This is a genomic window from Solibacillus sp. GQ1, assembly GCF_059758555.1.
Genome location: NZ_JCAXEX010000001.1, coordinates 2,023,738 through 2,049,184, shown reverse-complemented (window position 1 = coordinate 2,049,184; position 25,447 = coordinate 2,023,738). Strand labels below are relative to the sequence as shown.

Here is a 25,447-nt window from a genome sequence, read left to right as displayed (position 1 = left end):
ATATAGAGTTAATATTCTAAAAGTTTAGCAATATGTGACAATAAATATGTCGATATTCCTACTATTTTTTGTTATGATTTAAGTTAGTTAGAACTATATAGGAAGGACTTTACTAATGAACGAATTTGATAATCTAAGTGTAAGTGATGAAGGATTGTACGATTGGTTATGTCAGATGGCTCGGCAGATCGATTTGGCAGTAGCAATTATTAACCCGAATAAAGGGTATACAATTGAATTTGTAAACCAGATCTTTACGCAAACAACAGGGTACAGGGAAGATGATGTGCTCGGGTCAACACTTTCTTTACTACAGGGACCTCTTACTGACATGTTAAATGAGAATTCGATTCAGGAAAGTATTGAAAATGGACTGACATTTAAAACATCATCCTTTCATTACCGGAAAGATGGGTATGCATTTTGGAACGAAGTCAGGCATTTACCAATGTTTAATCAGCAAGGAATACTCCAATATTGTGTGATCATAATGAAAGATGTAACGGACTCCATGAACATAGAGTCGTTGATTGAGCTGGAACGTGAAGTCTACTTTAGTCTGGAAACAGGGCATCCACTTGAAAATGTATTACGTAATATTTGCAAATCGGTTGAAATAACTTTCGGAAAGAAATGCCATTGTTCCATCGTCCTTGTTGATGAAAATGACCGGATGATTAATATTTACGGTGAAATGTGGAAAGATTTGAAGGAGCTCGATGAGAAAGTTTTATTGATGGATATGAAAGACAATAGGAAAATAAATAAACCGCTCATTTTAAAAGACTTAGAGCAATCGATTTATCATGAAGCATATAGACCGATTATCGATAAATATCGTATAGTTTCAATGTGGAGTCAGCCAATTTTAAATTCAGAAGAAAAAACGATCGGTTTATTTACAATGTACTTTGAACAACTGGCAGAACCAAAAACGATTGAAATAAAATTCATGAACCGAATCGCACCGATTGTTACACTCGCATTAAAATATTTTGACCAAAAAAGTGCGATTCACCGTCTTGCTTTTTGTGATGTTGCATCCGGATTAAATAATTATGAACGCTTTAAAATCATTTTAAATGATTTTACTGCAAATCAGTCGATGGGGCATTTATATATTATTGAACCGGGAGAATATCAAAATATTATTGATTTGTATGACCGGCAAGGCGGGGATGAAGTGCTGCGTCAGTTAGCAAATCGAATACAGAATATCCCATCATTCGCAGACTCGATCATTGCGAGGTATACCCATTCAGCGATTATTGTAGCGACACGTTTATCATTACGGGAAATGAAGATTCCGCCCATTGTAGCTGAACAGTTTTTATCAGAGCCATATTATATTGATGGAAAAGAAGTATACTTAACATTAAAAATAGGAACTTCATCTTTTAGTTCCCGTATTAATTACATAGAAGCAGTCCGCCAGGCGGATATTGCGTTATCAAGTGCACTTAAAGTAACGGGCACTGTTATTAAAAATTTTAATATGAGCTTAATTGAATCTGTAGAACAGGAAATGAATGTACTGGCCCATTTTGCACGCGGTCTAAAAAATAGTGAATTTTTTCCGATGCTCCAGCCGAAAGTGAACTTGATGACAGGGGAAATTGAAAGTTTTGAAGCTTTGGCACGTTGGAATTCGACGGATTTAGGTGTTGTCTCACCGACGTTATTTATTCCGGTTGTAGAAAATACCGGCAATATTTATAAAGTTGACCTCGAAATTTTCAAGAAGGTGCTCCAATGGCAAAAACAACGACACGATGCGGGATTGAAATTGTATCAAGTATCGATCAATATTTCACCAAGCCATTTTTATAATCCGGCATTTGTAGAAAGTTCCATTGCCCTTATAGAAAGCTATAAAATAGATCCGAAATTTATAAAATTTGAAATAACCGAAAGTGTCGAACTGGAAAATGTCATAAGAGCAAAAAAAATAATCGACGAGTTGCAACAGCTGGGGATTGAAACATCGATTGATGACTTTGGTGTTGGTTATTCATCACTCAGCTATTTGCAGGAACTGCCATTTAAAGAAATCAAAATTGATAAAAGTTTTGTCGATAATTTAGCGAATCCAAGGATGAATGCCGTCATAAAAACCATTATTCAGCTTTCGGATAACTTGAACATGGTGTCGGTAGCAGAAGGAATCGAAACAGAAGAGCAGCATCTTGAGCTGAAGCGATTAGGCTGTCAGGTCGGGCAAGGGTATTATTATTATAAACCAATGCCAATTAAACAAATAAATGAACTACTCGATAACGAAATAAAAATTACTTTCAGCAAATGAAACTCACAGTAAAATAAAAATATGGGCTAAACAACAAAGCACTATGTAGGCCATATCCCGTATACGGATACGACAGCACTGAGAATCATTTGAGCGAGGTAATAGGAAAAGCACTACTGCAATAAAGGATTGTAGTAGCTTTTTCTTTTCTAAAAACTCATTTCACCCTTTAGGCACCTGCCGCATACAATAAGTCGAGTTAGTTGAAGAAAGGAGAGATGTTCGGTGAAGCGTTTACGTCAAATTGTGACGAAAGCAGTTATTGCAAAAGGGAAGAAGCGTACCGAATGTGTAGAAACGCTCTGTCCACCGAATGCGCCAACGAGCATATTAGGTTGTTGGGTAATTAACCATCAACACCAGGCGAAACGTAACGGTAAATTTGTTGAGGTGACAGGGAAGTTCGATGTGAATGTGTGGTATGCATATAGCAATCATTCAAAAACGGCAGTGCATACAGAGACAATTTCCTATAAGGATCGTGTCAAACTGTCATTCCGTGATGGAGAAGAAATTGATTCAAATGATGTAAAAGTCCGTGTATTACAAGCGCCGAATTGTATTGAAGCAATTATTACAAAGCAAGGCGACAAAATCCAAGTAACGGTTGAACGTGAATTTTTAGTGGAGATTATTGGGGAAACAACAATTGTCATTAATGTACACCCAATGGATTTTGAAGATGAATGGTCGTTTGAAGAAAGTTCACAACAACCATCCAGCAGTTCTTCATCCTCATCCTCATCGTCATCATCATCATCGTCCGACTCTGGCGGCAAAGATTTTGGCAAAGATTATGATTCCTCGTCATTTTCGTAAAAGCATCCATCTTTTAACAACAAATGTCTAATCGTAAAAAATTGTAAAACTCTATCGTAAACAGATGGGAATTGTTTGAAGATAACTTTCAGACAATTCCTTTTCTTTGCGTTTGGAAGGCAAATTGCGAGTCAAATGGTATAATACTTGTACAAGTTTTAGCAAGTGAGGGAAATAACCATGACTACATATACACCGATGATGCAACAATATTTGCTCGTAAAACAAGATTACAAAGATGCTTTTTTATTTTACCGTTTAGGCGATTTTTATGAACTGTTTTTTGATGATGCCATTAAAGCGTCACAGCTGCTGGAAATTACATTAACAGCGCGTGCCGGCAATACAGATAATCCAATTCCGATGTGTGGGGTACCGCATCACTCTGCGCAGGGCTATATCGAAACACTTGTCGCAAAAGGTTTTAAAGTGGCAGTATGCGAACAGACGGAAGATCCAAAGCATGCAAAAGGTGTTGTGAAACGCGAAGTTGTACAAGTAATTACACCGGGAACGATTACAGAGGGAAAAGCGCTTGACGGGAAATCCAATCATTTTATTGCTGCTGCTGAAAGTAATGAAGATGATGAAATCGTCTTTGCCTATTTGGACGTATCAACAGGCGAAGCAAACTGTTCGGTAATTGAAGGAAGTGCAAAACAATTAATTCAGCAAGTACAAGCATATGCGATAAAAGAACTGATTGTAACAGAACAGCTGCAGTTACTGCTTGCCGATTATGCGGAAGCAGTAGGTATCGTCCTATCACTTGAAACAGAAGAAATGGATCCGGTAAAGGCAGATCAGTATGTTGCACATTTGCCGGTTCAGCTGCAAGGTGTGGCAAAGCGACTACTACAATATGTGGAACGTACACAAATGCGTTCTTTATCGCATATTCAGCCGTTTTCCTATACTGAAGCCGATAATTTCCTTCGTATCGATACAAATTCCAAACGTAACTTGGAGTTAATCCAATCGATACGGGGCGGGGATGCTAAAGGTACATTGCTTTGGCTTTTGGATGAAACGGTAACAGCGATGGGAGGCCGAAAACTGAAACAATGGATGCACCAGCCGCTCGCAAAGAAAAATGCTATTGAAGCACGACAGGCGATTGTTACGGAATTACTGGAAGACTTCTTCTTGCGCGACGAATTAACGACACTGCTGAAAAATGTATATGATTTAGAGCGTCTGGCAGGGCGTGTAGCATTTGGTTCTGTTGGAGGGCGCGATCTGGCACAGCTGCGCGAATCATTACGACAAGTACCCGAGATTCAGCAAAAGCTTGTAAACAGCGGGTTGGAGAAATGTGTGACGCTTGGTCAAAAGCTGGACGTATGTGCCGATATCGAACAATTGCTGGCAGAGGCGATAACCGATCATCCGCCAATTTCGATCAAAGAAGGCGATGTCATTCGCGATGGCTACAATGCACAGCTGGATGAATATCGTGATGCATCCCGAAACGGGAAAGACTGGATTGCCCAGCTTGAGCAGAAAGAACGTGAACTGACAGGGATCAAAAATTTAAAAATCGGCTATAACCGCGTGTTTGGGTACTATATTGAAATTACAAAATCCCATTTGAATAATACGGACCTGGCACGTTTTGAACGAAAACAAACTTTAGCGAATGCCGAGCGTTTCATTACAGAAGAATTAAAAGAAAAAGAAGCACTGATCTTGAATGCTGAAGAGCAGAGCCTTGCATTGGAATATAATTTATTTGTAGCATTGCGAGAACAGTTAAAAGGGTATATACCTCGGGTTCAGGCATTGGCTGCCCAAATCAGTGAGCTTGATGTTCTGATGAGCTTTGCAACGGTAACCGATAAGTACCGTTTTACAAAGCCGGAATTCCATGAAGGACGTGCTTTGAAAATTATTGAAGGAAGACATCCGGTCGTTGAAAAAATGCTCAATAAACAAAGCTATGTACCGAATGATTGTGTGCTAACAGAGGATAAAAATATGATGCTGATTACCGGTCCGAACATGTCGGGTAAAAGTACGTATATGCGCCAAGTCGCACTAATTGTCGTTTTGGCTCAAATGGGATGCTATGTACCGGCTGATGAAGCGATACTACCGATTACCGACCAGATCTTCACACGAATCGGTGCAGCTGATGACTTAGCAGCAGGTCAATCGACATTTATGGTAGAAATGCTTGAATCACAGCATGCCATTACACATGCAACAAAAAACAGTTTGCTGTTATTTGATGAAATCGGACGCGGCACCTCAACATATGACGGAATGAGTCTGGCACAGGCAATGATGGAATATATTCATGATGAAATCGGAGCAAACACACTATTTTCAACTCACTATCATGAACTGACGGATTTGGAAAACGAGCTGGCACGACTGCAAAATGTTCATGTCAGTGCAACCGAGCAAGACGGCCGAGTTGTATTTTTGCATAAAGTGAAAAAAGGTGCCGCAGATAAAAGTTACGGTGTTCATGTGGCAGAGCTTGCGGAAATGCCGGAAACGATTTTACAGCGTGCACGTCTGTTACTGGAACAATTTGAAGCAACGAATGCAGAAAAGCCACAAGCTATTTTTGAACAAGAACCCCCACAAAATCCGCAATTAGTGGAACAGGTGGCGGAGAACGATTTGCAGCTTTCATTGTTTACAATGGAAGAAGAACCATCAATTGCACCAGAACAACAAGAAGTACTCGATGCATTGAAAAAACTGAATGTGATGGGTACAACACCGATGCAGGCCATGACATTATTGCATGAACTGCAGCAAAAATTACTAGGCAATCAATAAAGGAGGGAACGGCTTTGGGAAAAATTCAAATAATGGATGAGTGGCTATCAAATAAAATTGCAGCCGGTGAAGTAGTCGAACGCCCTTCATCTGTTGTAAAAGAACTAGTTGAAAATGCAATCGATGCTGGCAGTACGTCAATCGAAATTTTCCTGGAAGAAGCTGGCCTTCATTCAATACAAGTCATAGATAACGGAAGTGGTATGGACGAGGAAGATGCGCTTAAATCCTTTTCGCGCCATGCCACATCAAAAATAGAAAAAGAACAGGATCTGTTCCGCATTCGGACGCTTGGTTTCCGTGGTGAAGCATTGGCATCGATTGCTTCGGTTTCCAAGTTAACATTACGCACATCGGACGGAAATGGAGGTGTGCATTTGTATATGGAAGGCGGTCATTTGAAGGAGCATCAGCCGACCGCACTTCGCAGGGGGACAGATATTACTGTTGCTCAGCTTTTCTTTAATACACCTGCACGCCTAAAATATTTAAAAACGATTCAGACCGAGCTTGGGCATACAATCGATTTTGTTAACCGGATTGCACTTGGCTACGCATCGATTGCGGTTAAACTAGTGCATAATGGGCAAACATTATTGCAAACGAACGGGCGCGGCCAAGTTCAACAAGTATTGGCAGCCATTTACGGTGCACATAATGCAAAGAAAATGCTGCCGTTTGAAGGTCAAAATCAAGATTATAAAATTCATGGTTTTGCAAGTTTGCCTGAGGTGACACGTGCTTCAAAAAACTATATGTCACTTTTCGTCAATGGACGCTGGGTCAAACATTTCGTGATTCAGAAGGCAATTACAGATGCATACCATACGTATTTACCGATTGAGCGTTTTCCCATCGTACTTTTGTATGTTGAGGGAGATCCGCAATTAACCGATGTCAATGTTCATCCGGCGAAACATCAAGTACGCTTAAGTAAAGAGCCGGAACTATTGAAGCTTATTGAAGATACGATCCGTTCTGCGATTCGGGATGTTATCCGCATTCCGCTCGCTGAAAAAAAGGAGAAGCCAATTCGAACGCCGACTGAGCAGATGAATATTTGGAACCCTGCACCGGCACCTTCAACACAGCCTGTATTCAATGAAGAAAAGCTATCGACAATCGTTGAGCGATTATCAAGTGAAGCTTCTGTTGTAAAAGAGCCGTATGCGCCGGTTCCGACTAAGCAACAACCGGTCACGCATACAGCTTCACCTGTGCCGGAAAGCAGGGAACAGCATAATCGGTCTGATTTCGATGAACTTCCAACTGTTGAAGAGGAAACCTATCCGGAAGAGGTACCAATGGAAGAAGCCGAAACAAAACGGCATTTCCCGCAAGTTGAAATTGTCGGTCAGATTCACGGAACGTATATTGTAGCCCAAATGGAAGACGGATTTTATTTAATTGACCAGCATGCAGCACAGGAACGGATTAAGTATGAATATTTCCGTGATAAAGTCGGAGAAGTAAATGCAAACGAACGTCAGACACTTCTCATGCCATTAACATTCCATTATGCGGCAGATGAGGCATTGCGTCTAAAAGAATCGAAAGAGGCACTTGAAGAAGTAGGGGTTTTCTTGGAAGAATTCGGACTTTCTTCATTTGTTGTACGGGAATACCCGACTTGGTTCCCGAAAGGCGAGGAACAGGAAATTATCGAGGAATTGATCGAGCAAGTGTTAAGTGCACGGAAAACCGATATAAAAAAATTACGTGAAGATGCGGCCATTATGATGAGCTGCAAAAAGTCGATTAAAGCGAATCACTATTTAAATAAAAAACAGATGGAAAGGCTGATCAATGATTTACGAAATGCCGACAATCCGTTTACGTGTCCGCATGGACGACCTGTATTAATTCATTTTACGTCATATGAAGTGGAAAAAATGTTTAAACGCGTTATGTAATTCATAAAAAGGGGATGGTTTTATGGAACAACGGTCATTTTTTGTCACAATGTCAGACGGGCATGATATTTTCGTCCGTACTTATGCACCGAGTAAGAAGCGTATTGGACATATTCATATTTTACACGGGATGTCGGAACATAGTGGGCGTTATGAAAATTTTGCAGAAAAGCTATGTGATGAAGGGTATTTTGTAACAGCACATGATCATCGCGGCCATGGTTATACAGCGCAAAAAAACGGCATGTTCGGCTATTTCGGACCTGAAAAAGGTTTTGAACTTGTTGTTGATGATGTTGTAGAAGTGCTTTCCTTTTTAAAGAGAGAAACAACGGAACGGCCTATTTTATTCGGTCACAGTATGGGATCGTTCATAGCACGCCGCTTTATTCAACAGCATAGCGATAAAATTGAACGGCTGATTTTATCGGGATCGGGATCACCGACATTGCTTCATAAGGCAGGGCATATTATCGCGAAGCAGCTGGTAAAGCTGCAGGGAGCACAAATCCAAAGTGATCTCATGAATGATCTTAGTTTTAGCAGTTTTAACCGAAAAATTAAAGATGCAAAAACAAATTTTGACTGGCTTACTACCGATGAAGAAGAAGTACAAAAATATATCGATGATCCATTTTGCGGGGTGATTCCGACGAATCAATTTTTCGTTGATCTAACAGGAGGCATGCTTAAGATGGAGGATGAATATGCAAATGCGCGCATCCGCTCTGATTTAAAAATACTCGTTGCAAACGGGACATATGATCCGATCGCCGGACCTGAAGCAGAAGGAGCGTTTCGAGTAGGGAAACTGCTTGCACGTGCCGATGTGGAACATGTGAAGGTTCATATATTTGAAGGAATGCGCCATGAAATTCTAAATGAAAAAAAGAAAGAACAAGTAAGAGAAATAATTGTACGGTGGTTAAAAGATGAATAATAAAATCGATGTCGTGGCCATTATCGGTCCTACAGCATCAGGAAAAACAGCGCTAAGTGTCCGCTTGGCAAAAGAGATTGACGGCGAAATAATAAACGGAGATTCCATGCAGATCTATCGCCATATGGATATTGGAACGGCCAAAATTACAGAAGCCGAAATGGAAGGTGTTCCGCATCATTTGCTCGACATTAAAGAACCGACGGAAGGGTTTTCGGTTGCGGAATATCAGCAGCTTGTTCGCGGGAAAATTGAAGAGATTCAAGCGCGAGGTAAAATGCCGATTATTGTTGGCGGAACGGGGCTATATGTACAATCTGTCTTGTATGATTTTCAATTTGCCAAACAGGAAGTTGATGAAGCAGCACGCGAAAACTATTATAAAGAACTTGAAGTATTAGGTCCTGAAGCGATGCATGCAAAACTTGTGCAAATGGACCCGGCAGCTGCAGCGTCCATTCATCCGAATAATACAAGACGTGTTATTCGGGCACTGGAAATGGCAGAACTTGCAGGGGTTTCTCGAGCGGAAGAGCAATTCAATCGAGGGGATATTCCGCTATATAACCACTTAATCATCGGGTTGGATATGGACCGTGAAAAGTTATATGAAAGAATTAATTTACGTGTGGATTTGATGGTGGAAGCAGGTCTTGTTGAAGAAGTTAGGGCGCTATACGATGCTGGGATACGTGATGTTCAGGCGATTAAAGCAATCGGCTTTAAAGAATTGTATGCTCATTTCGATGGACTGGTTTCACTTGATGAAGCAGTGGAACAGATTAAACAAAATTCCAGACGCTATGCAAAACGCCAGCTTACCTATTTCCGAAACAAAATGGATATTGCGTGGATCGGAAATGATTGGAGTAAAATAAAAAGTTTATTTGAAAATCATTAAAATTAAAGGGAAATTTTGTCCGAATAACGAATAGGTAACTATTGCATGTATTTTATGGTAAGGGAGATTGAACGACGATGAAATCGATTAATTTGCAAGATACTTTTTTAAACAATTTACGTAAAAATAATGTTTTTGTAACGGTATTTTTGTTAAATGGCTTCCAATTAAAAGGACTTATAAAATCATATGATAATTTTACCGTATTATTGGAGTCGGAAGGAAAACAGCAGCTTATTTACAAGCATGCAATTTCTACTTTTGTACCGTCAAAAAATGTAGCTTTATCGGAAGAAGAGTAACAACACAGCCAAACTTGTAGCGAATTTTGGTCTGATTGATTATAATGACTAAGATGCTATAAGTATTGGAGGATTTTTGATGAAAATGATGACAACAGATGAACTGATCAACTTACTCGATGCAAATGAAGATTTAAATGTAATCGATGTCCGTGAAGATTTTGAAGTGGAACACGGAATGATTCCAGGTGCTGTACATATTCCACTTGGCTCAATCCCTGAACGTACTAATGAACTGGATAATTCAAAATCCTATATCGTCGTATGTAAAGGCGGCGTGCGCAGTGCGAATGCATGCGAATATCTGGCAGAGCAAGGTTTTGATGTAACGAATTTAGATGGCGGAATGATGGCCTATGATGGAGAATTAGAATTTAAATAATTTCCAAAAGAAAGGGAGTGCCGATTGATTCGGCACTCCCTTTAGTTATCCTACTTTGTATAATAAATTTTCTTTGATGGCAGGCTCCAGCCTTTAGTGTATGAACATATCCGCAGGACAGTAATGGAAACAAATAAAAAGTATAAAAACAAATCCCCCTTAAAAATTTCAAGGCCGATTAAGAAACCTGCACTGGCCGCCCAAACGGCATAAATTTCGTGACGCAGTATAATGGGTCTTCTACCGGCAAGCAAGTCCCGAACCACCCCACCGCCTGCACCTGTTAAAACGGCAGCTACAATTACTGCTACAATCGGTAACTCCAGGTGGACAGCATGCATTGCACCTTGAATGGCAAAGGCGGATAATCCGATTGCGTCGGTAACGTATCCCCATCGACTCCACTGTTTAAATAAATGATGCGGAATTAAAAAGAAAACCGTAATCGCAAGAAGCGCGAATTGAAACATAAGCTCCTGGTTCCATAATGTCGAAACCGGCAGACCGATTAATATATTACGGATAGCCCCGCCGCCAAAAGCTGTAACGATACCTAATATGTACACCCCAAATAAATCATACTCTTCTTCCATTGCCACAATTGCCCCGGAAATGGCAAAGGCAACCGTTCCGATCAAACTAAATACATCCCACGCCATAAACATCTCTCCCTTAATGTCCTTTCGACCATGACGATAGCAGTTTTTCAAACATTCGTCAAAACTATTTTTTTTCATGTATAATGGATACAGTTTGAACAGAATGGAGTAGTAAAAATGGCATTTCAATCAATATTAACAGCTGAAACATTAACGCTTGCAACAAAAGTGGAAGAAAAAGTCCGCACTTATCATCAGGAAGTGGATGAACGTGCGTTTTATAATCAGCAAAAGGTGCTGGCAGCTTTTCGAGAAAATCAAGTAAGCGACTTTCATTTGCATCCTTCAACAGGGTATGGCTATGATGATGAAGGCCGTGATAATTTAGAGCGTGTATATGCGCAAACTTTCGGGTCAGAGGCAGCTATCGTACGTCCTCAAATCATTTCAGGTACACATGCAATCACATTAAGTTTATTTGGTGTATTACGTCCTGGTGATGAATTGCTCTATATTTCAGGTAAGCCTTATGACACACTTCAGTCGATCGTTGACGGGGGCGAAAAGGATACAGGTTCCCTGAAGGACTATAAAATTGGCTATTCCCATGTAGATTTAATCGATAATAAGGAAATTGATTGGGAAGGTGTAAAACAGGCAGTAAACGGAAATACGAAAATGATTGCAATTCAGCGGTCAAAAGGCTATGCGACGCGCCCATCATTTACGATTGAACAAATTGCTGAAATGGTTGAAAAAATACGGGTAATTTCACCAAACACCGTTATTTTTGTTGATAACTGTTACGGTGAATTTGTAGAGTTGCTTGAGCCGACAGAAGTTGGTGTTGACTTAATGGCCGGTTCATTAATCAAAAATCCGGGTGGGGGCTTTGCAAAAATTGGCGGATATATTGCAGGTCGCGCGGATTTAGTGGAAAAATGTGCATATCGTATGACGTCACCGGGAATCGGTGCGGAGGCAGGGGCTTCATTAAATACGTTAGCAGATTTTTATCAGGGCTTCTTCATGGCACCGCATATTGTTGCACAAAGTTTAAAAGGTGCAATTTTTACATCGGCTATGCTTGAAGAAATCGGTATGACGACATCCCCGCATTACACGGATGTTCGCACAGATCTCATTCAGTCAGTCTCTTTCCAAACGGCTGAACAAATGGTGGCATTCTGTGGTGAAATTCAAGCTGCTTCACCTATTAACGCTCACTTTGCGCCGGAGCCTGCCTATATGCCTGGTTATGAGGATGATGTTATTATGGCGGCAGGTACATTTGTCCAAGGATCAAGTATTGAATTAACAGCAGACGGTCCGATTCGCCCTCCCTATACTGCATTTATCCAAGGTGGTTTAACATATGAACATGTAAAATATGCCATATGTTCTGCTGTCCAAAAACTAAAATAGTTTATAGAAATCGTCCATTTATTGGGCGATTTTTATTGTGCATAGAATTCGCTTTATTCTGTCAACTATTTGCTCATTTACATAAGTTATGTGAGTTTTTCTGACATACATTTGACATTGTAAATAACAAGTCGTAATATAGCGATAAGGGAGGTGAATTAAATGAGTAGTGAAATTCGACGTTCAATGCCACTATTATCGATAAGTATCGTCATGCAACTAACGGATCTGACAGCAAGACAAATCCGTTATTATGAAGAGCATGATTTAATTCAGCCGCACCGGACAGAAGGAAATCGACGGATGTTTTCTTTAAATGATGTCGATACTTTACTTGAAATCAAAGATATGCTTGAGCAGGGTATTAATATGGCAGGTATCAAAAAAGTGTTTGCTTTGAAAAATGATCCGGCCGCCCAACAAGCGAGCAAAGAAATTTCAGATTCGGACTTACGAAAAATTTTACGTGAAGAAATGCGCCAAGCACAGCGCATGCAAAAAACATCTATTCGACAAGGGGATTTATCACGCTTTTACCAATAGTGTGTAAATTATAAAAGATCGAGTAAAATCGGTACTGAACAAATTTAGGAGTGTGGAATTTAGTGGGCAAATATACAAAAGACGATATTAAACGTCTAGTAGAAGAACAGCAAGTAAAATTCATTCGTTTACAGTTTACAGATATTTTAGGAACAATTAAAAACGTAGAAATTCCTGTAAGCCAACTAGATAAAGCATTGGACAATAAAATGATGTTTGATGGTTCATCAATCGAAGGTTTTGTGCGTATTGAAGAATCAGATATGTACTTATATCCTGATTATGATTCATTTATGATTTTCCCATGGACTGCTGAAAAAGGGAAAGTAGCACGTTTCATCTGTGATATTTACAATCCGAACGGTACACCATTTGCAGGAGATCCACGTAACAACCTGAAACGTGTATTAAAGGAAATGGAAGAGCTAGGATTCACAGATTTCAACTTAGGGCCAGAACCGGAATTTTTCTTATTTAAACTGGATGCAAAAGGCGAGCCAAGCTTGGAAGTTAATGACCACGGGGGTTATTTCGACTTAGCACCGACAGATTTAGGTGAAAACTGCCGTCGTGATATCGTATTAGAACTAGAAGAAATGGGCTTTGAAATTGAAGCATCTCACCATGAGGTTGCACCGGGACAACATGAAATTGACTTTAAATATGCGGATGCAATTACAGCTTGCGACAATATCCAAACATTTAAATTAGTTGTTAAAACAATTGCACGTAAACACGGTTTACACGCAACATTCATGCCAAAACCTTTATTCGGTGAAGCCGGATCAGGAATGCACTTCAACGTTTCGTTATTTAAAGGAAAAGAAAACGCCTTTTTTGATGAGTCTACTGAATTAGGTCTTTCTGAAACAGCGATGCAATTCATGGCAGGTGTACTTAATCATGTTCAAGGCTTTACTGCAATTACAAACCCGACAGTAAACTCTTATAAACGTTTAGTACCAGGTTATGAAGCACCATGTTACGTAGCATGGTCTGCACAAAATCGTTCACCTTTAATACGTATTCCTTCTTCTCGCGGAGTTTCAACACGTGTAGAAGTTCGTTCGGTCGATCCATCAGCTAACCCATATTTGGCGATGGCAGTAATTTTAGAGGCTGGTCTGGAAGGGATTCGTAAAAAATCAACGCCACCACCAGCAATTAACCGCAACATTTATGTAATGAGCGAAGAAGAGCGTAAAGCAAACGGCATTGATAACCTGCCTGCAGCTTTAGACGACGCTTTAAACTTACTTGCAAAAGATGAAGTTGTTCAACGAGCATTAGGCAACCACATCTATGCTAACTTTAAAGAAGCAAAAGAAATCGAATTCGACATGTACCGTTCTACTGTCCATCAGTGGGAACGCGACCAATATATGAAGATGTACTAAGAGAAAGCGCTGGAGTTAAAATTCCAGCGTTTTTTTTATAGGTATACATATTATTTAAAATTATAACCAATATAATTTTGAACTAAAAAAACCGGCAATAAAAATTGCCGGTTCAATATTTTTTATTTATTGCCGTTTTGGAATTTGTTCTTACCAAATTGACCCGATGCTTGTTGTTTTTTAGCTTCGGCCTGCTGGTTTTGCTGTTTCACTTGGTTAACATCTGTTTCCATGCCAAACTCAGCGCTCATTGAAGAAAGCTTCTTCTGTAAACCGCTGTTTGCGAACAAACCGGAAGATTGTTGCTTTTTGGCTTCGGCCTGCTGGTTTTGCTGTTTTACTTGGTTAACATCTGTTTCCATGCCAAATTCGGCGTTCATGGAAGAGAAGTTTTTCTGTAAACCATTATTCGCGAACAATCCAGAAGATTGTTGCTTTTTGGCTTCAGCTTGCTGGTTTTGCTGCTTCACTTGGTTTACGTTAGTTTCCATCCCGAATTCAGCATTCAAGGAACTTGATTGCTTTTGTAAACCGCTGTTTGCAAACAAACCGGAAGATTGTTGCTTTTTAGCTTCAGCTTTTTGGTTTTGCTGTTTTACTTGATTAACGTCCGTTTCCATACCGAATTCGACGTTTTTATTATTGATGTTGTTTTTATTTTTTGACATCAATATCACCTCCTGAGATTATTCTGTTCAGAGGTTGTTTTATTATTCGGTTAAATAATTTGCCAATTTTTTTATTAAAGTACAGGGCAACAATAAAAGGACACTGAAGCTTGAGTGTATGTCGCCGTATATATCCCGTAAATACTGTTTTAAATGAAATATTTACTAGCAAGCTTATTGAGAAGAACGCTAGGTATGTTTGGCGATTAAATCATATAATAGTATAAGACAAAAATAATAATAAAAAGGAGGAAATTATGAAACTCGATACAATGATGCAAGAGTTAGAAGCACTTGGGAAAGAGCGTACAAAAAAGATTTATATGTCCAATGGGGCTAAGGAGCCGTTGTTCGGTGTAACGATTGGCTCGATGAAACCGTATGTAAAACAAATAAAAATAGACCAGGAACTGGCCGAACAGCTCTATGCTACAGGCAACTATGATGCTATGTATTTCGCAGGAATTATTGCGGATCCGAATGCAATGACTGAGGAAGATTATGACCGCTGGATGGAACAGGCCTATTTCTATATGATTTCGGATTATGTTGTGGCAGTAACTCTGGCGGAATCTGATATTGCGCAAGAAGTAAGCGATAAGTGGATTGCCAGTGGTGAGGATCTGAAAATGTCGGCAGGGTGGCATTGCTACTGCTGGCTTCTCGGCAATCGTAAAGATGAGGAATTTTCAAAGGAAAAGTTAATGGACATGCTCGAGTATGTAAAACAAAATATCCGTCAAGCACCGCAGCGCACACAGGTGGCGATGAACAATTTTGTCATGACAGTCGGTGTTTCATTTAAACCTTTACATGATGAGGCAGTGCAAATTGCAAATGAGATCGGACCAATTGAAACGAAACGGGAAGGGAAAAAACCGGGTTTGCTTCATGCTTATGAGGAAATTGAAAAACAGGTGGAAAAAGGGCGAATCGGTTTTAAACGTAAATATGTACGTTGTTAATTGTAAAGAGTTATACCTTGTTTTTTCACAATACAATTGTATAAACTAAAATTATGGGAATTTCAAGGAGGCTTATTACATGAAAAAAAGTATTGCTATCGATATGGACCAGGTACTAGCTGATTTTTATTCGAAATTACGTGTGACATATAACGAAAATTTCGGAACAAATTTTACAGATGAAGAGTTTCTTCTGACGACACAGCGCGATTTGCCTCGAGAAGATGCGAAGAAATTATTTGCAATATTAAATGAGCCTGACTATTTCAGAGATTTAAAAGTACTGGATGAAGATGCGATTAAAGTCATTCAAGAGTTGCAGGAACATTATGAAATTTTTATTGCGACAGCTGCAATGGATGTACCGGGTTCATTTACAGCGAAATACGACTGGTTAATGGAGCATTTACCCTTTATTAAAACACAGAACATTGTGTTTTGCGGAAATAAAGCGGTAATACATACCGATTATTTAATTGATGACAGCCCACGCCAACTCGCAGCATTCAAAGGGACAGGTATATTGTATTCGATGCCGTACAATCGATCAGAAGAAGGTTTCATGCGTGTTCATAACTGGAAAGAAATTAAACAGTATTTTATAAAACAAATGGAAAGTGTTTAATAAGTAAAGGGTTGCGATTCTGCAATCCTTTTTTATTTTTGTAGTCATTTCGTATAACGCAATAGTATAATTTAAATTATTGGAATTATCTATAAATTATAAGGGGATAAAAAGAATGAAACCGATTATTGGATTAACAATGTATGATTTTGACAAGAAGTTGGATATTAATAACACGTATTTAATTTCAATTGAACAAGCGGGAGGTATACCGATTTGTATACCGAATGCTACAGAAGAAAACGTAAATGAGTTATTAGATCTAATTGATGGCCTCGTATTAATTGGTGGAGCGGATATAGATCCATTGTTGTTTAATGAAGAACCGCACCGTCATATCGGAAGTGTTGTACGGAAACGTGATGACAGCGATCTTTTATTGATGAATGAAGCCTATAAAAGACAAATGCCGGTTCTCGGTATTTGCCGCGGACAACAGATTATGAATGTCGCATTCGGGGGGAAGATAATTCAGGATATACCCTCACAAGTAGTGAACACAATTTTACATAAACAGCCTTCAAAGCGAGGGGAACTGGCACATACCGTTGAAGTAAAGACACCTAAATTTAAAGAGATTTTTAAAGAAGACTCATTCCGTGTAAATACATTTCATCATCAATCGGTTGGAAAGCTAGGGAAAGGGCTCGTTGTTTCGGCACTTGCTAAGGACGGCATCATTGAAGGGATTGAACATGAATCGCATCCATATTGTGTCGCGGTGCAATGGCATCCGGAAGAATTGGCTCCGAACGGTGATGTTTATGCACAGCGCTTATTTAATAGTTTTGTAGAAGCATGCAATAAATAACGAAAGGCTTAGTCGTTCGCGGCTGAGCTTTTTATTTTGTAAATAAAAAACTTGCCGATTCTATTAGAATGGCAAGTTGATGATTAATGGATATTTCGATAGAGGCCGACCACTTTACCTAAAATAGAAACTTGGTTGACAATGATTGGTTCCATTGAGCTATTTTCAGGCTGTAAACGGAAATGAGTTTTTTCTTTGTAAAAGCGCTTAACAGTTGCTTCATCGTCTTCCGTCATTGCTACGACAATCTCTCCATTGTTCGCAGTAGACGTTTTTTTAACGATCACATAATCCCCATTTAAAATCCCGGCTTCAATCATGGATTCTCCCATAATCTCAAGCATAAATAATTCCTCTTCCGGTGAGCCGTAAGCATCCGGCAACGGGAAATATTCCTGGATATCCTCGATTGCAGAAATAGGCAGACCAGCTGTAACTTTACCGATCAGCGGAACATGAATAACACCTTGTTTTGCGATATTCATCTCTTCCTGATCCAATATTTCAATGGCACGCGGCTTTGTAGGATCACGGCGGATAAGCCCTTTACTTTCTAAACGAGCTAAATGCCCGTGGACAGTTGAACTGGAAGCTAAACCTACTGCTTCTCCAATTTCGCGAACTGATGGCGGATAGCCTTTAGCACGAACTTCCTCTTTTATAAAAGTTAGAATAGCTTGCTGCCGCTTTGAAATTTTTTGTGTCAACTAACTCACCTCTTTATCATGCTATTTTTCTTAAAGTAAGTATAGCAGTATGCGAACATGAATGCAAACATAAGTTCGAAAAAACGGTTGACAAAAACATACGTTCGTATTATTATGAGAACAAACATTCCGAACGTACATTCGAAAGAGGGTTTTTCAAATGAAAAGAGTTAAATTAAATGGCTTCACATCAATGTTTCTACTATTCTCTGTACTTATGATTGCTTTATTCATGATGCAGGATGATAAAATTGAATTATACGAACACGTAAGCATAGAGCATGGCGATACTTTATGGTCGTTGGCAGAACAATATCGTGGTAAAATGGCTAAGCATGATTGGATCAATGAAGTAAAAAAGGAAAACGGAATGCTGGATGAAAAAGTTGTTTTAGGACAAGTATTGGTTGTGCCTGTAGAAAAAGATTCACAATACATAGCTCAGCTGAATGAATCCTCCGATATGCAATTGATTAAAGTAGCGAGAGGGAACAATGATAAAAACTAAAGCAGTGATCTATTGCCGTGTCAGTACGGATAAAAATACACAAGAAACATCGCTAGTGCGTCAGCAGGAGGAGCTGACAAAATACGCAAAATCATTCGGCTATAAAGATGTGGAGATTTTCATGGACCAGCATAGTGGATATGATGTCGATCGAGACGGATTACTCGACATGCTTGACTACATGAAAGAGTACGGTATTAAAGCATTATTTGTACAGGATGAAACCCGTTTAGGGCGAGGGAATGCCCGTATGGCAGTGCTGCACCTCCTGCAAAAATATGAAGCGACAGTATATACATTGAATGATGCAGGTCCTGTCGTATTAAACGAAATGGATACAATGCTGCTCGAAATTTTAGCGATTGTCGAAGAGTATCAGCGTCGTATGCATAATGCAAAAATCCGCCGGGGAATGCGCCGCGCTGTAGAAAATGGCTACCAGCCGCAAAATAATTTGAAAAACCGCGGTAATATTGAAGGGCGTGAACGAAAAGAAGTGCCTGTCGAAGAAATTGTTCAACTGCGTCAGAAAGGCTTAACCTTTGCAGAAATTGCTACGACTTTGTCTGGCTTGGGCATTTCTATCAGTAAAGCGACCGTACATAGAAGATATATTGAATATATGGAGCGACTTGAAGAGTAAACACTTGTTTTCAAGTCGTTTTTTTTATACCTTTGTAGTAGGTAGGAAGAAAGGTGAGATTCAAATGTTATCAAAAGAAAAATTAGCTCGCATTAACGAGCTTTCTAAATTAGCGAGAGAAGGTAAATTGACGGAAGAGCAGGCGAAGGAACGTACAGCGCTGCGCAAAGAATATTTAGATACTTTCCGTACTACAATGCGTGATACAATCGAGCATGTAAAAGTAATTGATGAAGAAGGCAATGATGTGACACCTGAAAAATTAAAACAAATTAAATCACAGAAGAAATTCTTAAACTAATAACATTTCATTAATATGTCACATTTAATATAAAGTATGACATATTTTATAGGACGTTTTTAGAAATTATTGTTTTCTTGTGAAAATTTGTCTACACTATAAAATGTATAAATATCGTACGAGGAAAGGATGTCACATAATGACACAACAGATGGATCAGTTAGCAATTAACGCAATCCGTACACTATCAATCGACGCAATTGAAAAAGCAAATTCAGGTCACCCAGGTTTACCAATGGGTGCTGCACCTATGGCCTATACATTGTGGACGAAGCATTTACGCCATAACCCTCAAAATCCTAATTGGTATAACCGCGACCGTTTTGTATTATCAGCTGGACATGGATCCATGCTTTTATATAGTTTATTGCATCTAGGTGGCTACGGTTTAGAGTTGGAAGAAATCAAAAACTTCCGTCAATGGAATTCAAAAACACCGGGACATCCTGAATATGGTCATACAGTTGGTGTAGAAGCGACAACTGGTCCATTAGGACAAGGTATTGCAATGTCAGTAGGTATGGCTATGGCTGAACGTCACTTGTCAGCAACATACAACAAGCCAGGTAAAGACATTGTAGACCACTATACATTTGCACTATGCGGTGACGGTGATTTAATGGAAGGTGTTGCTGCAGAAGCAATTTCTCTTGCAGGTCACTTAAAATTGGATAAATTAATTGTACTATATGATTCAAATGATATTTCACTTGATGGTGATTTAGAAAAGTCATTCTCGGAAAACATCCAAAAACGTTTCGAATCATACGGCTGGAACTATTTAAAAGTTGCAGACGGTACAGATATCGTGGAAATTAATTCAGCTATTGAAAAAGCGAAACAAAATACTGGCGGCCCAACTGTAATCGAAGTGAAAACTGTTATCGGTTTTGGTTCTCCTAACAAATCTGGTAAAGCAGATTCACATGGTGCGCCACTAGGATTTGATGAAGTTACTTTAACAAAAGCTGCATACGCTTGGGAACATGAGCCATTCTTCGTTCCAACTGAAGTATATGATACATTTAAAGCAGCTAGCGAAGTACAAGGTGTACAAGCAGAAGCAGCATGGAATGAATTATTCGAAAGCTACAAAAACGAATATCCAGAACTGGCTGCACAATTTGTAAACGCAATGGAAAACAAATTACCGGAGAACTTTGCATCTGAGTTACCTGTATATGAAGCAGGTACTGCAGTAGCTACTCGTTCATCATCTGGTGATGCAATCAATGCAATTGCAAAAACAACACCATCATTCTTCGGTGGTTCTGCTGACTTGGCAGGATCAAACAAGACAACTATTAAAGGCGCTGGCGATTTCTTTGCAGAAACTCCGGAAGGCCGTAACATTTGGTTTGGTGTTCGTGAATTTGCAATGGGCGCTGCACTGAACGGTATGGCATTACATGGCGGTTTAAACGTATTTGGCGGTACTTTCTTTGTATTCTCTGACTATGTACGTCCAGCAATTCGTTTATCTGCATTAATGGGATTACCTGTAACATATGTGTTTACACATGACTCAATTGCAGTAGGGGAAGATGGTCCTACACATGAGCCAGTTGAGCATTTAGCATCATTACGTGCAATGCCGAATCTTTCTGTTATCCGTCCTGCAGATGCAAATGAATCTGTAGCTGCATGGAAATTAGCTGTAGAGAGCAAATCAACGCCAACTGTATTAGTATTATCTCGTCAAAACTTGCCGGTATTGGATCTTGCGACAGAGACAGTATACGATGGTGTTGAAAAAGGTGCTTATGTCGTTTCAGCTTCATCTAAAGAAACTCCGGATGCCCTGTTAATTGCAACAGGTTCTGAAGTTGGCTTGGCAGTAGAAGCTAAAAAGGCACTACTTGCAGAAGGAATTGATGCATCTGTTGTATCAATGCCATCAATGGACCGCTTTGAAAAACAGTCCAAGGAATACAAAGAATCTGTATTACCAAAAGCTGTGACGAAGCGTTTAGCAATTGAAATGGGTGCATCACTTGGCTGGCATAAATATGTTGGCTTTGAAGGCGATGTATTGGCAATCGATAAATTTGGTGCATCGGCTCCAGAGAAAATTGTGTTAAAAGAATACGGCTTCACAGTAGAAAATGTAGTTGCGAAAGTAAAAGCACTTTAATTCGAAGCTCAAAATGTCACTTGTCTACTATGGCAAGTGGCATTTTTTTATTTCTAAATCAATCGGAAGCCCGACTTATTGTATAGGTGACAAGAAAAAAGCTTTGGCAAAAAGAGCTGAATTCAGATACAATAGGCCCATACAGATAATAGGATAACGTGCGATTTTACTGAAGGAATGGTACGATAATAAAGAAATATGGAAGTATCAGATGAAGGATGTGGATGAATCATGACAGCAGAAAATAAGCAAAAAGAAATTACTACATATATCGAACAGACACTTTATTTCCTATCGAATAAAGCGGATCTTGAAAAATTCCAAACAATGCTTCAAAAAAATATCGATGAAAAAAGAGCTTCCTCCACGTCAACGACTGATTTTTATGATCGATTAATGTTAAATATTGCGTATTATGTGGAGAATAAAATGGCATGGACAGATCTTGTTCGGGAAACATTCAGTTCAGGAAAAGTGCCAACCGTTTCTTATATCGAAAATGAATTAATGGCACAGCAAATGCAAATCCGCAACAGTGTCGGAGAGAAAATGGACGATTACAAGAAAGCATTCCATCAGCAATATAATGCATTAAAGGTAGAGGATGAAGATGTGATTTACGATTATGCTTATGCATCCGTGGAGCATGCATACCGTATTGATTTTTTGACAGTTGCCTGTGCTAAAAATGCAAATATTTTAACAGAAGGCGATATCGAGGAAACAATCAAATTGCTGGATGGCTACATGGCTTATTACACGGACCAGCTTGTCAATAAAATGACGCTTTCTTAAAAGGAGATATAAAATGAACACACCATTTATTTATTTACACAAAGCACCTAAAGTAGATGCAGATAAGCAACCGGCGATTTTCTTGCTGCATGGATTAGGGAGCGATGAAAATGATTTACTACAACTTGTTGATTCGTTTTCAACAAATTGTCATATTTTTAGTTTGCAAGGACCGATTAAACATCGTCCGGGCTATGCATTTTATACATTTGAAGAAGAGGGTAAGCCGAATCGTGCCATTTTCGATAAAGTGCTGAAAGGTATAGAATTATTTATTAAAGAAGCTATTTGGGAATTCAATTTGGATGAACAGCAAATTTATGTTGTTGGCTTCAACCAAGGGGCAGCGATGGCACAGTCACTTGCGATGGTGATGGGCAATGCCATTCGTGGAACAGCAGCATTAAACGGTTATTTACCGGAATTCGTTGCGCTTGAATATAGTAAAAAAACGATGGATAAATCTAAAATCTTTATTTCTCACGGGGAATATGATTATGATTTTCCGATTGAATGGGCAGAGCATGCCGTTCGTTTCTTCAATGACTATGACACGGACGTTACATTCAGAACCTATCCGGTAGGTCATGGAGTGAGCGAGCAAAATCTACATGATTTAATCGTATTCTTATCGAAAGATTTACCGAACACTATAAACTAAGAAAACAGCTGATGGAAGGTGATTTACTTCCCGTCAGCTGTTTTTTTCGTGTCCAGCAATTGTTCTGCTTCGGTAATAGACATCGGTTTATAGAAATAATAGCCTTGACCAGCAGGACAGCCAAGTTGTTGAAGCATTGCCAGCTGTTCTTCTGTTTCAATTCCTTCGGCAATGGGGCGCATTTGAATATTTTTCGCCAATTGGATAATCGTTTGTACGATTGCATACATCCCGGGTTCATCCATTGCGCTGATAAAGCTGCGGTCAATTTTGATTTCAGAAAAGGGCAACTGCGGTAAATAGCTTAATGAAGAAAAGCCGATACCAAAATCGTCGATTGAACATTCAATGCCCATAAGTCTTAGTTGATTTAGAATCTCTTTTGCTTTTTTAAAATCCACCAACTCAATGCTTTCCGTTACTTCCAGCTTTATATAATACGGCGGGACATTATATTGATAAAATATATCCCTTATATTTTGCAGGAAGTCCGGATCGTAAAAATGGTCCGGCGAAATATTGAGCGCAATCGGTAAAATCTTTTTATTCTCATTTATACGATTTTGTAGCCAGATAAGGATCTGTTTAAAGTTTAGTAAATCAATCGCTTTAATTTTTCCCGTTTGTTCAGCGATTGGGATATATTTTACCGGTGAAATGAAACCAAGTTTGCTCGAATTCCAACGAGATAATGCTTCAAAACCTTCCACTTCGATTGTCTGGAAGTTAATTTTAGGCTGCAAATAAACTTCAAATTCTTCATGTTGAAGCCCATAAGCCAATTGATTGAGGATATCCATTTCTTCCGTCAATTGTTTCGTACTATTATCTTCATAAACTGCATAGCTCGTCCCAGTACGCTTCTGTGCATTGGATAAGGCGATATCTGCCTGATGAATGCTCTGCTCGACTGTCATCGACTCATTAAAGACTGTATAACCGATCTTTAATGTAATATAGATTTCTTTACCATCGATAATATATGGCAATTGTGTTATCGATTCAAGCTGCTGATTATAGGCAAGGAAGCAATCGTTTTCGTCAACTTTTCCGAAAATAAGCGAATTTGAAAAGCGTGAAATCAGTGAATCACTTTCCGGAAAATATATTTGCATACGATCCGCCACTTGACGGAGTAAATCGGCTCCAGCGTTTCTTCCGTATAAATCAACGACCTTATTAAATTCAGTAGGATGTAGAATTGCGACTAATCCCGAGTTGCCAACATTAATCCATTCTGATAATTCAGATTTGAAATAATGCAGGTTTGGTAAATTTGTTTCAACATCAAAAAAGGCGAGTCTGCTAAGCTCAATTTTTTGTTCAGCATACTTAATTGCTAATTGGATCAGTAAGGCCAATCGATTTAAGTAATTAATATCTATTTGCTTTAATTCTGTTGGATCCTGATTGAACAGGGTCAAAATGCCGCTTACTTCATTTTGAGGAGTTAAAATAGGCTTTGTCCATGAACCTTGAACAAAATTAAGATGCCAATGTTTAAAAAGATCTATATGGTGATCTTTGGGAGCAAAGTCTTTTAAATAAACTGCGTTTGAATTCAGGCTAGTGTTAGGTGTGATTTCCAGTATATTAAGTTCATTAATAATTTCCAATGGCAATGAATGCGTACCTAACGATTTAATTTCACAATTTTCATCAAAAATGTGAATGGCACAATACACATCGCGAATATAGAAAAGTTCAATCTTCTCGGTAATTAAATTTAAAATGGACTGCAGGTTATCTTCATGATCAATCGCTTCATAAACTTCATGCTCCAATTTATAAACCATTTTATTTAACTCTGCTTCCGTTGTATCTTCGCAAGTTAATAAAATATACTGAATCACGTTGTCTTCATTTCGAATCGGATGCAGTATAATTGTGTTCCAAAAAGCGGATCCTTCTTTCGTATAATGCAAAATCGTAAATTTTTTCGCTACACCTGATTTTAAATGTAAATTTAATTCTTCAATAGAGGTTTCATTCGTTCTGTGTCCATTCAAAATATTGATATTTTGATGAAGCAATTCTTTCATTTCGAATGATGTAAATTTTAAAAAGTGTGGATTAGCATGTAAAATAGGTAAATTTTCATCATTTATATCAATGATGAGCGATCCTTTCGAAAGCTGGTTACTTAAGGTTTTTAGCCAATTAAATAAGCGGTCTTTTGATAGGGGTATAAATTGATCAATGGTCATTCTAACTTCCCCTTTAAAAAGTAATGTGTATTTTAACTAAAGTATAACAAAATTCCTATAAATTTAAAGTGAGATTATATTAATATAAAAATATCCCTTTCAA

24 protein-coding genes are annotated in these 25,447 nt (G+C 38.9%); 20 read left to right on the top strand and 4 right to left on the bottom strand.

Annotation, left to right across the window (positions count from 1 at the left end; genetic code table 11):
* Positions 1 to 115: 115 nt before the first annotated feature.
* The 8 genes from AC6CH1_RS10505 to AC6CH1_RS10470 all read left to right on the top strand — a co-directional run bounded on the left by AC6CH1_RS10505 (position 116) and on the right by AC6CH1_RS10470 (position 10,355).
* Entirely contained in the window at positions 116 to 2,305 is a 2,190-nt protein-coding gene (locus AC6CH1_RS10505; RefSeq protein ID WP_498317437.1) for a bifunctional diguanylate cyclase/phosphodiesterase, read from the top strand.
* Between the two features lie 225 nt (positions 2,306 to 2,530).
* Positions 2,531 to 3,124 carry an outer spore coat protein CotE gene (gene cotE / locus AC6CH1_RS10500; protein ID WP_498317436.1) on the top strand — a complete coding sequence of 198 codons (594 nt, stop codon included), beginning with the start codon at positions 2,531 to 2,533 and terminating at the stop codon, positions 3,122 to 3,124.
* Between the two features lie 180 nt (positions 3,125 to 3,304).
* A complete protein-coding gene (gene mutS / locus AC6CH1_RS10495; RefSeq protein WP_498317435.1) occupies positions 3,305 to 5,917 on the top strand; it encodes a DNA mismatch repair protein MutS in 2,613 nt (870 codons plus the stop codon).
* Between the two features lie 14 nt (positions 5,918 to 5,931).
* On the top strand, positions 5,932 to 7,830 hold the full coding sequence (gene mutL / locus AC6CH1_RS10490; RefSeq protein WP_498317433.1) for a DNA mismatch repair endonuclease MutL: 1,899 nt from the start codon (positions 5,932 to 5,934) through the stop codon (positions 7,828 to 7,830).
* Between the two features lie 22 nt (positions 7,831 to 7,852).
* Complete coding sequence (locus tag AC6CH1_RS10485; RefSeq protein WP_498317431.1) at positions 7,853 to 8,770, top strand: alpha/beta fold hydrolase; 918 nt, start codon at positions 7,853 to 7,855, stop codon at positions 8,768 to 8,770.
* A complete protein-coding gene (miaA, locus tag AC6CH1_RS10480; RefSeq protein ID WP_498317430.1) occupies positions 8,763 to 9,671 on the top strand; it encodes a tRNA (adenosine(37)-N6)-dimethylallyltransferase MiaA in 909 nt (302 codons plus the stop codon). Before AC6CH1_RS10485 ends, miaA begins: the two co-directional genes overlap by 8 nt.
* Before the next feature lie 77 nt (positions 9,672 to 9,748).
* On the top strand, positions 9,749 to 9,973 hold the full coding sequence (gene hfq / locus AC6CH1_RS10475; RefSeq protein WP_079527893.1) for an RNA chaperone Hfq: 225 nt from the start codon (positions 9,749 to 9,751) through the stop codon (positions 9,971 to 9,973).
* A 79-nt stretch (positions 9,974 to 10,052) separates the two neighbouring features.
* Entirely contained in the window at positions 10,053 to 10,355 is a 303-nt protein-coding gene (locus tag AC6CH1_RS10470; protein WP_498317428.1) for a rhodanese-like domain-containing protein, read from the top strand.
* Positions 10,356 to 10,405: 50 nt separating this feature from the next.
* Here AC6CH1_RS10470 and AC6CH1_RS10465 read toward each other — a convergent pair whose 3' ends face one another.
* Positions 10,406 to 11,014, bottom strand: a complete 609-nt coding sequence (locus tag AC6CH1_RS10465; protein WP_008407591.1) for a trimeric intracellular cation channel family protein — start codon at positions 11,012 to 11,014, stop codon at positions 10,406 to 10,408.
* A 117-nt stretch (positions 11,015 to 11,131) separates the two neighbouring features.
* Here AC6CH1_RS10465 and AC6CH1_RS10460 point away from each other — a divergent pair, with 117 nt between their 5' ends.
* From AC6CH1_RS10460 to glnA, 3 genes are all read left to right on the top strand, one after another.
* Positions 11,132 to 12,379, top strand: a complete 1,248-nt coding sequence (locus tag AC6CH1_RS10460; RefSeq protein ID WP_498317426.1) for a methionine gamma-lyase family protein — start codon at positions 11,132 to 11,134, stop codon at positions 12,377 to 12,379.
* Positions 12,380 to 12,541: 162 nt separating this feature from the next.
* A complete protein-coding gene (locus AC6CH1_RS10455; RefSeq protein WP_008407589.1) occupies positions 12,542 to 12,922 on the top strand; it encodes a MerR family transcriptional regulator in 381 nt (126 codons plus the stop codon).
* 62 nt (positions 12,923 to 12,984) lie between these two features.
* Positions 12,985 to 14,319 (top strand): type I glutamate--ammonia ligase, encoded by a 1,335-nt coding sequence (gene glnA / locus AC6CH1_RS10450; RefSeq protein ID WP_251686797.1) that lies wholly within the window; start codon positions 12,985 to 12,987, stop codon positions 14,317 to 14,319.
* A 122-nt stretch (positions 14,320 to 14,441) separates the two neighbouring features.
* Here glnA and AC6CH1_RS10445 read toward each other — a convergent pair whose 3' ends face one another.
* A complete protein-coding gene (locus tag AC6CH1_RS10445) occupies positions 14,442 to 14,987 on the bottom strand; it encodes a gamma-type small acid-soluble spore protein (RefSeq protein WP_427708961.1) in 546 nt (181 codons plus the stop codon).
* 257 nt (positions 14,988 to 15,244) lie between these two features.
* On the opposite strand from AC6CH1_RS10445, the gene AC6CH1_RS10440 reads away from it, so the two are divergent.
* From AC6CH1_RS10440 to AC6CH1_RS10430, 3 genes are all read left to right on the top strand, one after another.
* Positions 15,245 to 15,952 carry a DNA alkylation repair protein gene (locus AC6CH1_RS10440; protein WP_427708963.1) on the top strand — a complete coding sequence of 236 codons (708 nt, stop codon included), beginning with the start codon at positions 15,245 to 15,247 and terminating at the stop codon, positions 15,950 to 15,952.
* A 79-nt stretch (positions 15,953 to 16,031) separates the two neighbouring features.
* On the top strand, positions 16,032 to 16,577 hold the full coding sequence (locus tag AC6CH1_RS10435; RefSeq protein ID WP_251686803.1) for a 5' nucleotidase, NT5C type: 546 nt from the start codon (positions 16,032 to 16,034) through the stop codon (positions 16,575 to 16,577).
* 115 nt (positions 16,578 to 16,692) lie between these two features.
* A complete protein-coding gene (locus AC6CH1_RS10430; RefSeq protein WP_498317424.1) occupies positions 16,693 to 17,388 on the top strand; it encodes a gamma-glutamyl-gamma-aminobutyrate hydrolase family protein in 696 nt (231 codons plus the stop codon).
* Positions 17,389 to 17,471: 83 nt separating this feature from the next.
* Here AC6CH1_RS10430 and lexA read toward each other — a convergent pair whose 3' ends face one another.
* Entirely contained in the window at positions 17,472 to 18,095 is a 624-nt protein-coding gene (gene lexA, locus AC6CH1_RS10425; RefSeq protein WP_079527874.1) for a transcriptional repressor LexA, read from the bottom strand.
* A 160-nt stretch (positions 18,096 to 18,255) separates the two neighbouring features.
* Between lexA and yneA the strand changes: the two genes are divergently transcribed.
* From yneA to AC6CH1_RS10395, 6 genes are all read left to right on the top strand, one after another.
* Positions 18,256 to 18,603, top strand: a complete 348-nt coding sequence (gene yneA / locus AC6CH1_RS10420) for a cell division suppressor protein YneA (RefSeq protein WP_427708968.1) — start codon at positions 18,256 to 18,258, stop codon at positions 18,601 to 18,603.
* Positions 18,590 to 19,246: a YneB family resolvase-like protein gene (locus AC6CH1_RS10415; protein ID WP_251686809.1), complete on the top strand. Its 657-nt coding sequence runs from the start codon at positions 18,590 to 18,592 to the stop codon at positions 19,244 to 19,246. Before yneA ends, AC6CH1_RS10415 begins: the two co-directional genes overlap by 14 nt.
* Before the next feature lie 64 nt (positions 19,247 to 19,310).
* A complete protein-coding gene (locus AC6CH1_RS10410; RefSeq protein WP_079527868.1) occupies positions 19,311 to 19,547 on the top strand; it encodes a DUF896 domain-containing protein in 237 nt (78 codons plus the stop codon).
* A gap of 139 nt (positions 19,548 to 19,686) precedes the next feature.
* Positions 19,687 to 21,681 carry a transketolase gene (tkt, locus tag AC6CH1_RS10405; protein WP_251686810.1) on the top strand — a complete coding sequence of 665 codons (1,995 nt, stop codon included), beginning with the start codon at positions 19,687 to 19,689 and terminating at the stop codon, positions 21,679 to 21,681.
* Between the two features lie 231 nt (positions 21,682 to 21,912).
* Complete coding sequence (locus AC6CH1_RS10400) at positions 21,913 to 22,476, top strand: DNA helicase (protein WP_427708971.1); 564 nt, start codon at positions 21,913 to 21,915, stop codon at positions 22,474 to 22,476.
* 13 nt (positions 22,477 to 22,489) lie between these two features.
* On the top strand, positions 22,490 to 23,137 hold the full coding sequence (locus AC6CH1_RS10395; RefSeq protein ID WP_498317421.1) for an alpha/beta hydrolase: 648 nt from the start codon (positions 22,490 to 22,492) through the stop codon (positions 23,135 to 23,137).
* Between the two features lie 23 nt (positions 23,138 to 23,160).
* On the opposite strand, the gene AC6CH1_RS10390 is transcribed toward AC6CH1_RS10395, so the two are convergent.
* The gene (locus AC6CH1_RS10390) at positions 23,161 to 25,344 is read right to left on the bottom strand and encodes an EAL domain-containing protein (RefSeq protein ID WP_251686815.1); all 2,184 of its coding nucleotides are present in this window, start codon (positions 25,342 to 25,344) and stop codon (positions 23,161 to 23,163) included.
* Positions 25,345 to 25,447: the final 103 nt, after the last annotated feature.